The organism is Pseudoalteromonas sp. APC 3495 (genome assembly GCF_030407645.1).
GTDB classification, from domain to species: Bacteria; Pseudomonadota; Gammaproteobacteria; order Enterobacterales; family Alteromonadaceae; genus Pseudoalteromonas; species Pseudoalteromonas tetraodonis.
Genome location: NZ_JASDDA010000018.1, coordinates 53,777 through 66,243, shown reverse-complemented (window position 1 = coordinate 66,243; position 12,467 = coordinate 53,777). Strand labels below are relative to the sequence as shown.

13 protein-coding genes are annotated in these 12,467 nt (G+C 39.8%); all 13 read left to right on the top strand.

Annotated features, from left to right (window positions below; genetic code table 11):
* Nucleotides 1–29: 29 nt before the first annotated feature.
* The 13 genes from QL984_RS09550 (at nt 30) to QL984_RS09490 (ending at nt 12,465) form a co-directional block, all read left to right on the top strand.
* The gene (locus QL984_RS09550; protein WP_013466137.1) at nt 30–770 is read left to right on the top strand and encodes an SURF1 family protein; all 741 of its coding nucleotides are present in this window, start codon (nt 30–32) and stop codon (nt 768–770) included.
* Nucleotides 760–1,254 (top strand): hypothetical protein, encoded by a 495-nt coding sequence (locus QL984_RS09545; RefSeq protein WP_013466136.1) that lies wholly within the window; start codon nt 760–762, stop codon nt 1,252–1,254. Before QL984_RS09550 ends, QL984_RS09545 begins: the two co-directional genes overlap by 11 nt.
* A gap of 12 nt (nt 1,255–1,266) precedes the next feature.
* Entirely contained in the window at nt 1,267–2,256 is a 990-nt protein-coding gene (locus tag QL984_RS09540) for a COX15/CtaA family protein (RefSeq protein ID WP_024602181.1), read from the top strand.
* A gap of 12 nt (nt 2,257–2,268) precedes the next feature.
* Nucleotides 2,269–3,198, top strand: coding sequence for a heme o synthase (gene cyoE, locus QL984_RS09535; RefSeq protein WP_013466134.1), 930 nt, complete (start codon nt 2,269–2,271; stop codon nt 3,196–3,198).
* Nucleotides 3,195–3,812 (top strand): SCO family protein, encoded by a 618-nt coding sequence (locus QL984_RS09530; protein WP_028834830.1) that lies wholly within the window; start codon nt 3,195–3,197, stop codon nt 3,810–3,812. Before cyoE ends, QL984_RS09530 begins: the two co-directional genes overlap by 4 nt.
* 163 nt (nt 3,813–3,975) lie before the next feature.
* Nucleotides 3,976–4,248 (top strand): STAS domain-containing protein, encoded by a 273-nt coding sequence (locus QL984_RS09525; RefSeq protein WP_024602184.1) that lies wholly within the window; start codon nt 3,976–3,978, stop codon nt 4,246–4,248.
* An 8-nt stretch (nt 4,249–4,256) separates the two neighbouring features.
* On the top strand, nt 4,257–4,619 hold the full coding sequence (locus QL984_RS09520; RefSeq protein ID WP_013466131.1) for a response regulator: 363 nt from the start codon (nt 4,257–4,259) through the stop codon (nt 4,617–4,619).
* Between the two features lie 14 nt (nt 4,620–4,633).
* A complete protein-coding gene (locus QL984_RS09515; protein WP_013466130.1) occupies nt 4,634–6,709 on the top strand; it encodes a chemotaxis protein CheA in 2,076 nt (691 codons plus the stop codon).
* Nucleotides 6,691–7,176, top strand: coding sequence for a chemotaxis protein CheW (locus QL984_RS09510; RefSeq protein WP_013466129.1), 486 nt, complete (start codon nt 6,691–6,693; stop codon nt 7,174–7,176). The genes QL984_RS09515 and QL984_RS09510 overlap by 19 nt, the downstream gene beginning before the upstream one ends.
* 48 nt (nt 7,177–7,224) lie before the next feature.
* A complete protein-coding gene (locus tag QL984_RS09505; protein ID WP_024602186.1) occupies nt 7,225–9,924 on the top strand; it encodes a methyl-accepting chemotaxis protein in 2,700 nt (899 codons plus the stop codon).
* Nucleotides 9,925–9,993: 69 nt separating this feature from the next.
* On the top strand, nt 9,994–10,824 hold the full coding sequence (locus QL984_RS09500) for a protein-glutamate O-methyltransferase CheR (RefSeq protein ID WP_138764173.1): 831 nt from the start codon (nt 9,994–9,996) through the stop codon (nt 10,822–10,824).
* Entirely contained in the window at nt 10,808–11,425 is a 618-nt protein-coding gene (gene cheD, locus QL984_RS09495) for a chemoreceptor glutamine deamidase CheD (RefSeq protein ID WP_138764172.1), read from the top strand. The genes QL984_RS09500 and cheD overlap by 17 nt, the downstream gene beginning before the upstream one ends.
* A gap of 8 nt (nt 11,426–11,433) precedes the next feature.
* The gene (locus QL984_RS09490) at nt 11,434–12,465 is read left to right on the top strand and encodes a chemotaxis response regulator protein-glutamate methylesterase (RefSeq protein WP_028834833.1); all 1,032 of its coding nucleotides are present in this window, start codon (nt 11,434–11,436) and stop codon (nt 12,463–12,465) included.
* Nucleotides 12,466–12,467 lie beyond the last annotated feature (2 nt).

The window sequence follows — 12,467 nt, the reverse complement described above, 5'->3', positions numbered from 1 at the left end:
AATTTTAATAATCACTGGATTATACCCTTATGCAGTTAGTTGTATTTAACAAACAAAAGCTTAGCTCAATAATAACAATTTGCTTGGTTGTTATTGTGGTATTGGTTTGTGTGCGACTAGGGTTTTGGCAATTACAGCGAGCAGAACAAAAGCAACAGCAGCTTAGTGCCATTGAAAATATACAACAACATGGCGTAATGAGCTGGGCAGAGTTACAACAGCTGCCAAAAGAGTGGAACAAAACCGGTGTATTGGTTTCGTTAAATGGTTATTTTGACACTAATAATTATTGGTTGCTTGATAATCAAATCTATAATGGTCAGGTTGGTTACGACTTACTGGCATTATTAAAACTGTCTGATGAATCACGCTTTTTGTTAGTGAACTTAGGCTGGGTAAAAGCAGAACGTTCAAGAGAAATCCTACCAAACGTAACAATACCTAGTGGTAAATTTACGTTAACGGCACAAATTAAAGAAGATAATTTAAGTGGCTTTACCTTAGCCAATAACAATACTCAGTCGGATTTAGCCAAACGAATTCAAATCATTGATTTACAAGCATTGAGTAGCCAATCTAATCGCCCTTTAGTGAATTTTATGGCTTACCGCCAAGGTCAAGCTGATGAAATTGCTGCCCCTCATTATGAAGCCGTTGTTATGAGTCCAGAAAAACATTATGCCTACTCAGTACAGTGGTTTTTAATTGCGGTTGCCTGTGTGGTGGTCGCTATTTTTGCAAGCAGGAAGAGGATAGATAATGAAAAATAAACCCCTGTTACTCTTTGCTGTGTGCTGCGCTATTCCCTTAGTGCTGGCTTACAGCGCGTTAAAACTTGATTGGCTACCTACAGCAATTACTAACCATGGTGAATTTTTAGAGCGTGAAATTAAGCTAGACAATTGGGCGCAGCATAACCCTAAGCAATGGACCATCGCTTTAAATTATTCAGCACAATGCAAAGCGTCTTGCACAGAGCAATTAGCCGCTTTAGACAATTTATATGTTGCCCTTGGCAAAAACCAACACAAAGTTGATATGGCTATTATGGGACAGCCTGAGCTAGTTACAACGCGTTGGCATGTTATTGATGAGCAACAGCAGTTAAAACCTGCCAGTTTGTATTTAATCGATCATATGGGGCTAATTGTACTGGAGTATCCATTTAGTTCTCAACCACAAGAAAACCGTTTGATCCAAAAAGGGTTATTAAAAGATCTAAAAAAATTACTCAATTACTCTCGTTCGAGCTAAGTAGAGGATGCTATGTATAAAAACTATAAAAATTTGGTATTAGCAACGAGTTTATTCGCATTAATTGTGGTGGCTCTGGGCGCATACACGCGTTTAAGTGACGCAGGGCTTGGTTGTCCCGATTGGCCTGGTTGTTATGGCTTTTTAACCGTGCCTAAACACGAAGCAGAGATTGCACAAGCGATTCAAAGTTATCCCGATATGATATTTGAAAAAGCAAAAGCATGGAAAGAAATGATCCATCGCTACTTTGCAGGCACGCTTGGGGTATTAATTTTAGTGTTGTTTATTTTAGCTTTTCTAAAGCGTCAGTACCCAACCACGCCTGTAAGGTTGCCTATGATATTGCTGCTGCTTGTTATTTTTCAGGCCGCATTAGGTATGTGGACGGTTACTATGAACCTACAGCCGCTTATAGTTATGGGGCATTTGCTCGGAGGATTTAGTATTTTAGCGTTATTAACGCTATTGTATTTGCGTCTGACCAGCCAACCTATTACGGGTGGTGATGCGGGCGCAAAACCTCACTTTAAATTAAGCCTCGTGGCATTAACGGTACTGATTTTACAAATCGCCCTTGGTGGTTGGTTAGCGGCTAATTATGCGGCTCCACATTGTAATGGCTTACCGCTGTGTAGTTACGCTCAGCCTTTTTCATTCAGTAGTGTCTTTCAGCTCCCCCTTGAGCACAGTAATTATGAATTTGGTGTGTTGTCGCAACAGGCGCGTATGTCTATTCATTTACTGCATCGAATATGGGCCTTAGTTACTTGCATTGTTTTAGCCTTGGTGATGTGGCGTATATACAGTCATGCCTATTCGCAAAAAATTAAAAGCTGTACGGTGAGTGTGTTAGTGGCGTTATTCTGCCAGATAGCTTTAGGGTTAGCCGTGGTGCATTTTCATTTTCCGTTAGGCGTGGCACTGGCGCATAACTTAATGGCTGCCATACTGTTATTAACTATGGTTAGGTTATGTTATTACCTAAAAGTACGTACTTAGAGGGGAATGATTATGGCACTTACAATTAATAAAAAAGCAATGCAGCCCGTTTACAGCGCATCGTTATTGACTAAAAGTTACCACTTAATCCAAGATTATTTGGCAATAAGTAAATTTAAAGTAGTGGCTATGCTAGTGTTAACAGCATGGGTTGGCTTAGCGCTAGCCCCTGATGTTGGCAGAGGTGTTGGGGTTCAGTTCATCAGTTTATTAGGGATTGGATTACTCTCTGCGGCCGCCGCAGTCATCAATCATGTGGTTGATAGCGAAATTGATAGCAAAATGGCACGCACCCGCCATCGCCCTGTTGCTAAAGGGCGTTTAAGTAAATTACATGCACTGAGCTTTGCTGCTGTGATTGGCGTTGCGGGCTTTATTATGCTGATGTTGTGGGCAAATACGCTCACAGCCATACTGACCTTATTTGCACTTGTTGGTTATGCGTTTATTTATACGTCATTTTTAAAACGTGCCACACCACAAAATATAGTTATAGGGGGATTAGCCGGTGCAATGCCTCCATTACTCGGTTGGGTGTCTGAAACAAATCAAATGGCGGCAGCCCCTTGGTTGCTGGTGATGATTATATTTACCTGGACCCCACCTCATTTTTGGGCGCTCGCCATCGCGCGTAAAAGTGATTATGAGCGGGCTAAAATCCCCATGTTACCGGTCACCCATGGTATCGATTTTTGTAAAACATGCGTGCTTGCATATTCGGTATTACTCGCCATTGTATGTGTGTTTCCTTATTTGATTGGCATGTCAGGGCTTATTTATCTAAGCGGGGCATGTCTTCTCAATATTGTATTTATATACAAAGCAATTAACTTAAAGTTTGCCGCCAAAGAAGACACTGCGATGGATTTATTTCGTTTTTCGATTATTCATTTGATGATACTATTTATCATCTTATTTATAGATAAATGGCTAGTTATATGAAGCAGTTATGGTGTGGTTTAGTTGTTTTTTCAGTACTCTTTTTATCGGCCTGTAGTGATAAAAAAAATTTACAAGATCTTGATGCGTTAGTTTATGAAACCGCAAAACCGTTATCTGACTTTTCGTTGAGTGATCAACAAGGGAAGTTAGTAACCAAACAGCAGTTTTTAGGCCAGTGGAATTTAGTGTTTTTAGGTTACACAAGTTGCCCTGATATTTGCCCGATGACGCTAGCTAAGCTCAACAATGCCTATAAAAATTTGCAGGCTGAGTATCCACTACAAGTATGGTTTATATCTGTTGATCCTAAACGTGATATTGCTCAAAAACGTAAAGAGTACATAGATTACTTTAATCCAGATTTTTTAGCTGTATCAGGTGAACATAAAGACTTATTTCCATTTGTCCGCGAGCTTGGATTAATTTACGCAATTAGTGATAGTAATGAATCCGACTATGCGGTGGATCATAGTGCATCTGTTGCCCTTGTTGATGGCAGTGGCGCACTAAGAGCTATTTTTAAGCCTGAATTTAAACAAGGAGATGTGCCTTTGGTTAATACTACAAAATTAACCGCAGAATTTATTAAAATAGCCGAATACTACAAAAACTAGCTTTTAAAGGTTTTACGATTTTAAAGGGGCTTTATGCCCCTTTTCGCGTTTTTTATTAACGGTTTTTAATTAATTAGTTATTTTTTAGTCGTTTTTATGGCGTTTTCATTATCTCGGTCTAAGCTTTTGTTATGGATTGAGTTGATAAGGAAAAGCTTAAAAAATGCTTAAACTACCAAACGAACTTTCAATTGTTCATGTTGAAGTTTTACATCAAGATTTATTAAGCGAACTTAATAATAGCCGAGATATTTGCTTAGATATTAGCGATGTAATGTCTGCTGATACGGCCTCGGTTCAACTTTTATGTGCCCTACAAAAACATCTCCTTACTATTAATCAAAAAATTGCCTGGGTTGGCAGTAGTGATGCATTAACCAATGCCATTGATCAACTCGGTTTAAGTGAATACCTAGCACCAGAAAGTACTAATTAGAGGTCTATATGAAAAGAATATTAGCTGTAGATGATTCTGCATCAATGCGTCAAATGGTGAGTTTTACGTTAAAAACAGCAGGGTTTGATGTTACCGAAGCCAAAGACGGTAGTGAGGCATTAGCGATTGCCAAGCAGCAAGGTTTTGATGCAGTTATTTCTGATGTAAATATGCCTGTTATGGATGGGATCACGCTTATTAGAGAGTTAAGAGGGCTTCCGAATTACAAGTTTACACCGCTACTTATGTTAACCACAGAATCGGGTATGGATAAAAAGGTAGAAGGGAAAGCTGCTGGGGCAACAGGGTGGATTGTAAAGCCCTTCAATCCAGATCAACTATTAGCCGTGCTAAAAAAAGTAATCCGCTAACCTAGGAGTGCACTGTGAGTATTGATTTAAGCCAGTTTTTTGAAGTGTTCTTTGAAGAGAGTTTTGAAGGCCTCGATGTTATGGAGACTGAATTACTCAACTTAGTGCCGGGCGAAGAAGACTTAGAAACCATTAATACTATTTTTAGGGCTGCCCATTCTATTAAAGGAGGCAGTGCTACCTTTGGGTTTAATTCAATCGCAAACTTCACTCATGTTCTAGAAACATTACTGGATCAAATACGTGAAGGTCAGCGAAATATAAGCAGTGAACATATTAACTTATTACTTAAATCAGTAGATTGTTTAAGAGCCTTGTTGCATTCGCTTAAAGTACAGGAAGAGCCTGATTTAAGCCAAGCTGACTCATTACGAGAGCAGTTTGAAAGATTACTTGGCATGCCTGAAAGTGAAGCCGTAGTGGCAGAAGCCAGTGTTGAACAGGTCATTATTAATACTTATCAAATTGATTTTAAACCGCATTTTCATTTGTTTAAAACGGGTAACGAACCGCTGTTTATGATCAGTGAATTAGCTGAACTTGGTGAATTGGAAGTACAAGCGTTTACAGATGTCATACCTGATATTAAAGATTTAACGACCGATGAATGCTTTTTATATTGGCGATTTTTCTTAAACACTGACCGTGACGATCAAGCAATTAGAGAAATTTTTGAGTGGGTTGAGGACGATGCCGATATTAAAATTGAGCTTTGCGGTGGCTTATTTAATGATGGTAAAGCAGCAGAAGCTGCAGTGGTCAACGAACCTGTTATTGAAACACCAAAAACGGTTGTTGAACCCAAAACCAATAAACCAAAAGCACCAACCAGTGCAAAAGCAGCGCCTGAGTCAACTTCCATTCGTGTTGGCATTGATAAGGTCGACTCACTGATTAATATGGTTGGAGAGTTGGTCATTACCCAAGCGATGCTAAATCAGCTTAGCGAACAAGAAATGACGCCTACCACGGTGACCTCGCTTCAAGAGGGGCTTGCGCAATTAGCGCATAACACCCGCGACTTACAAGAAAACGTGATGCGTATTCGCATGTTGCCAATTAACTTTGTGTTCAGTCGTTTTCCACGTTTAGTACGTGATATTGCCCAAAAGCTTAATAAAGAGGTGGAGTTAAAGCTGATAGGAGAACAAACAGAATTAGATAAAACCGTTATGGAAAAAATATCCGATCCTATGGTGCATTTGGTAAGAAACTCATTGGATCATGGTATTGAAACGGTAGAAAAACGTATTGCAGCAGGAAAAGATCCTGTGGGTAAGGTTACATTAAATGCCTTTCATCAGGGCGGCAATATCGTCATTGAAATTATGGATGATGGCCAAGGTCTTAACACTCAAAAGATCAAAGAAAAAGCGATTACCAATGAAGTGATCGCCGCTGACAGTGAGCTAACAGATGATGAAATTAACGAACTCATTTTTATGCCAGGATTTTCTACCGCTGATGAGGTAAGTGACTTATCTGGCCGTGGGGTGGGTATGGATGTGGTTAAGCGTAATATTCAATCATTAAATGGCTCGGTAGAAGTGACATCTGCTGCTGGAATTGGTTCTACTTTTACTATTCGGCTACCGCTCACTTTAGCTATTTTAGATGGGCAATTAGTCAAAGTAGCCAAGCATACTTACATTATTCCACTGATCTCGATTGTAGAATCGTTGCAAATTGATATTGCAAAAGTAAGCCGTGTTGGTAAAGACCTAGATGTACTCAGATTACGTGATGAATACATTCCTATTTTACGTTTATACGACATTTTTAATCACCAAAATGCCATTGAATCGTTAGATAAAACCTTACTAGTTGTCGTGGAAAACGATAATCAAAAAGTTGGGTTACTTGTCGACGATTTACTTTCACAACAGCAGGTGGTTATAAAAAGCTTAGAGGCTAATTACCACAAAGTGGATGGTGTGTCGGGGGCAACGATTTTAGGTGATGGGCGTGTTTCGTTAATTTTAGATATTAGCGGCTTGATAAAGCTTTCAGGGTTAAAAAAGCCAGGTAGCCAAGCATTGAGTATTGAGCCATCGACCATCTTGGAGGATTCATGTTCTCTGAATCAATAGCATTAAATAGCAATATTGAACTACAGCGCAAAGAGGGCATTAAGCAGTTTCTCACCTTTATTATGGCTGAAGAAGAGTACGGAGTAGATATATTAACGGTGCAAGAAATTCGTAGCTGGGAAGATATAACCGCACTGCCAAATGCCCCTGAGTACGTAAAAGGCGTGATTAATTTACGCGGCACCATTGTGCCAATTATTGATTTACGATTGCGCTTTGGTTTACCCACCATTGAGTATGGACCGTTAACGGTAGTCATTATTGTAAAAGTTGAGTTTGAGCAAGAAAGTAAAGTGATGGGGATTACGGTAGACGCCGTAGCGGATGTTTACAGTATTGCTGAGCAAGACGCTAAAGCAGTGCCGAGTTTAACCCAAACAAATGAAAGTGAATATGTCGCAGGGCTAGTGAATGTGGGCGATAAAATGGTCGCGCTAATTAACCTACAGGCAACCATGAATATTTAGCGGTAATAGTAACTAAATAAAGCAAATAACTTAAAGGTGGTGATAAGCATGGGATGGTTTAGTAATTCAAAACAGTCTAAATCAAGCAATGATTTGATCATAAATGCATTGCATAAATCATTAGCAATAATTGAATTTGAGCCTAATGGAAGAATCATTACTGCCAATGTTAATTTTCTTCGTGTAATGGGCTACTCACTCGCTGAGATTCAAGGCCAGCACCATTCTTTATTTGTAAGCCCTAGCGAAACGCAAAGTGATGAATATCGTCAATTTTGGCAGCGTTTGAACGCGGGTGAATTTATTTCAGATGAATTTAAGCGTATTGGAAAAAATGGCAAAGAAGTCTGGATCCAAGCAACATACAATCCTGTTATAGACTCGCAAGGGCAAGTACTTAAAGTCGTTAAATTTGCAACAGACATTACTGAGCAAAAGTTAAAAGCGGTTGAAGCTGCAGGCCAAATTACCGCAATCAGTAAGTCACAAGCGGTTATTGAGTTTAATTTAGATGGAACCATTATTGGCGCTAATGATAATTTTTTAAAAACATTTGGTTATCAGGCAAATGAAATACAAGGGCAGCATCATAGATTGTTTGTTACTTCTGAATATGCAAATAGCCAAGAATATCAAGCGTTTTGGGATAAACTTGGGCGTGGCGAGTATGACAGTGGTGAGTATTTAAGAATAGGTAAACAAGGCGAGGAAATTTGGATATATGCCTCTTATAATCCTATTTATGATATGAATGGTAAGCCATTTAAAGTGATTAAGTACGCCACCGATATCACAGCGCAAAAAGAGCTAGAAAAAACCTCTAAAAAAGCGGCCGACTTGGCTAACGCATTAAAAGTATGCCAAGCAAGTGTGATGATTGCTGATAAAAATTTAAACATTATTTTTGTGAATGACTGCATCAAGCAAATGTTTAAAGCACGTGAAAAAGAGTTGCAAACTGTTTTACCTAGTTTTTCAGTCGCTGGGTTAATGGATATCCGTGTTGATGAGTTTCATCAGGAACTAGCTAATCAGCAAGAGCGACTAAAAAACTTAGATGCTCCTTATAAAACTTCGTTGAATTTAGCTGGTCTTATTTTTGACATCATTGCTTCTCCTTGGACAAATCAAGATGGCAAGTGCTTAGGTACTATTGTTGAATGGCAAGATATTACTGATGAGGTGTCTAAAGCGGATGCTGAACGTGCTAGAGCGCAAGAAAACTTACGTGTTCGCCAAGCATTAGATACCGTGGCAACCAATACCATGATTGCTGATGCCTCGAATGTCATTGTGTATATGAATAGCGCAGTGAGAAATATGATGAGTGTTGCGCAAAATGATATACGCACTGACTTACCTAACTTTGATAGCAAAAACTTACTTAATCAAAGTATTGATATATTTCATAAAAATCCAGCCCATCAGCAAAATATGTTGGCTAAGTTAACGGATACTTACAGTACAGAAATTAAAGTGGGCGGCAGAACCTTTGGTTTAGTGGCAAACCCTATAATCACCACAGACAATGAGCGTATTGGGACGGTAGTTGAGTGGGAAGACAGAACCGCAGAAGTCGCTATTGAAAAAGAAATTGCTCAATTAGTCGGCGCAGCAAGCAAAGGTGATTTAAATGCACGAGTAGCTGAGCAAGGTAAAGATGGCTTTTTCTTACGTTTAGCTCAGGGTCTTAATAGTTTAGTTAAAGTGGTTGACGATGCGGTAACTGATACTGGCAATATGCTCGATGCCATGGCCACTGGTGATTTATCTAAACGGATTGAAAAAGAATACCAAGGCTCGTTTGAAAAACTGAAAACAGATGCAAATGCGACAGCAGATAAACTAACTGAGGTTATTAACCGAATTAATACATCAGCCACTTTGGTGGCCAGTGGGGCTGAAGAAATTTCACAAGGCAATGCTGATTTAAGCCAGCGCACAGAAGAGCAAGCGTCATCGTTAGAGGAAACAGCCTCTAGCATGGAAGAAATGACCAGTACGGTTCGCCAAAACGCCGATAATGCCAAAGTGGCAAATGACTTAGCTGAAGAAACCTGTGATAAGGCGATTCAGGGTGGAGAAGTGGTTAATAAAGCGGTAACCAGCATGTCTGCGATTAATGAATCGAGTAAGAAAATTGCCGACATCATTGGAGTGATAGACGAAATAGCATTCCAAACCAATTTGCTTGCACTTAATGCTGCCGTAGAGGCTGCTAGAGCCGGTGAGCAAGGCCGAGGTTTTGCGGTTGTTGCAGGTGAAGTACGTAACTTAGCGCAGCGCTCGGCAGGGGCAGCGAAAGAAATTAAAGAGCTAATTAGAGACAGTGTTGGCAAAGTTGCTGACGGTAGCGCGCTTGTGAATGAGTCAGGTGTGACGTTACAAGAGATTGTGGTATCGGTGAAACGCGTAACACAAATGATAGCCGATATTACCCAAGCCTCTGAAGAGCAAAGTGCAGGTATTGAGCAAGTAAATAAAGCTGTATCGCAAATGGATGAAATGACCCAGCAAAATGCGGCATTAGTTGAACAAGCATCGGCTGCAGGTGAATCAATGGCGGAACAAGCAAATGAAATGCGCCGTTTACTGCACTTTTTCTCATTAGGCCAGCAAGATATGGCAGTGGTATCGCCTGTTATTCGCACACCTGAAATATCTCATCAGCAACAAAATAGCTTCGTTAGTAATAAAAGCAAAGGTGAAAATTTTGTAGACTCGGCTGAAGAGTGGGAGGAGTTTTAAACTCACTTTAGTTAGGTTCACCTGCAATGTATGCGTGAACCTCGCTTTATTTTTAAATGAGAGCAAATAATGAAAGAGTTTTTATTAACGGATAGTGATTTTAAGGAAGTGGCTCATTTAGTTTATAACGCCTGCGGTATTGTACTAGGAGAGCATAAGCGAGAGATGGTCTACTCACGCTTGGCAAGACGAATTCGTGAGCGAAAATTAACAAACTTTTCAAGCTACCTCGATTACTTAAAAAATCATAAAGATCAGGAGTTTGATGCATTTATCAATGCCATTACCACTAATCTAACCTCTTTTTTTCGTGAAATGCATCATTTTGAGTTTATAAAAGATCAGTTAATACCAACCCTGTTAAAGACAAATAAACAGACTAAGCGCGTTCGAATTTGGTCTGCAGGCTGCTCTACCGGTGAAGAGCCCTATAGTTTAGCAATGACGCTGCAAGGAGCTTTTCCAAGTGATTGGGATGTGAAGATATTAGCCACTGATCTTGACTCTAATGTACTGGCGAAGGCGCAAAGTGGTATTTATACCGCAGCGAACGTAAATGGTCTTGATGATGCTTTACTAAAACGCTGGTTTTTAACCAGTAAAGATGGGCAAAGTTATAAGGTTAAACCTAAGCTGCAGCAATGTATTTCATTTAAGCGTTTAAACTTATTACAAGACTGGCCAATGAAAGGCCCGTTCGACTTGATTTTGTGCCGAAATGTAGTGATTTACTTTGATAAAGAGACAAAGGATCAGCTTTTTAACCATTATGCCGATATTCTTAATGACCAAGGTTATTTATTTTTAGGGCATTCAGAAACCATGGGTAAAGAGCATGTTTTATTTAAAAACTTAGGGAAAACCATGTATCAAAAAGTAGCCCATGCACATGCAATTTAAGCCAGTATTAGCGGGTTTTGAGCATATTAAACGCTATTGGGACGCCTCGCGAGATCGTGTGGTCGCTAAGGTATTACCAGGTGAGTTTTATGTTTCTAAAAATGATGAGCTAATCACCACCGTACTAGGATCGTGTATTGCTGCCTGTGTTTACGACGATAAGCTAGGCATAGGCGGGATTAACCACTTTATGCTACCAATTCAAAAAGGTGAGCGAATTGAGCAAGCGCATAGTTTAAGTTGTCGTTACGGTAATTGGGCTATGGAATATTTAATTAATGAAGTGCTTAAAAATGGCGCATCCCGGGCAAACTTAAAAGTAAAACTGTTTGGGGGAGGCAAAATAATTAGCGCCATGACAGATATTGGTATTGGCAATATCAGTTTTGCCAATGCATATATAGCAGAAGAAGCGCTAAATTTAGTGGCGCATGATATGGGCGGGCCTTGGCCACGAAAAATATTTTTTAATCCTCATAATGGAAAAGTACAAGTTAAAAAGCTACGTAACTTACACAATGATACGATTGAAAAACGTGAAGTGCGTTACTTACATAATCTTGAGCAACAAACAAAAGCCACTGATATAGAGCTGTTTTAAGGATGGCTATGATTAAAGTATTAATAATTGATGACTCGGCACTGATCAGACAATTGCTGACAGAGATACTGCAACAGGCAAAAGATATTGTGGTAGTAGGTGGTGCACAAGACCCATACGAAGCCCGAGAGATGATCAAAAAATATAATCCGGATGTACTAACGTTGGATGTTGAAATGCCAAAAATGGACGGCATTAGTTTTTTAAAAAACCTGATGCGCTTACGTCCTATGCCGGTTGTGATGATTTCTACACTCACACAAAAAGGTTCACCCATTACGCTTGAAGCGCTTGAGATTGGTGCAGTTGACTTTATTGCTAAGCCAACAGTTAACGTTAAGGAGCAAATGAGTCAATATGCTGATATTGTTCAGCAAAAAGTCAGAGTGGCAGCCAGTGCACGGGTTCGAGGCTATAAAAAAAATAGTGCTGTAGCAGAACCTATCCCCACTAATGCCGAATTTTTAGTAAATAAAGTGATTGCGATTGGTGCGTCAACCGGAGGCACGGAGGCGATAAAAGAAGTACTTATACGCATGCCAAAAAACTGCCCACCCATTGTAATAACGCAGCATATTCCTCCTGTATTTAGTACCTCATTTGCAGAGCGAATGCAGCGCACTTGTACCATTAACGTAAAAGAGGCACAACAAGGCGATAAGCTGGTAGCAGGATGCGCTTATATAGCTCCCGGCGGGCTACATTTACGCATTAGCAAACAAGGTAGTGCATTATATTGTCAGCTTGATGATGGTGAACCTGTAAATAGGCATAAGCCCGCAGTAGATGTACTGTTTAACTCATTACTTGAAATTGGTGCTAAGTATATTGTTGCCACACTATTAACCGGTATGGGAAGTGATGGCGCGAAAGGTTTACTGGCGTTAAAACAACAAGGGGCTTATACATTGGCACAAGATGAGTTTTCGTCTGTGGTATGGGGAATGCCCAAGGCTGCTATTGATATCGGGGCTGCAAATGAGGTCGTACCGCTGGATAAAATGACCCAGCGGTTATTAAATCAAGTGATTAAAAAATAGAA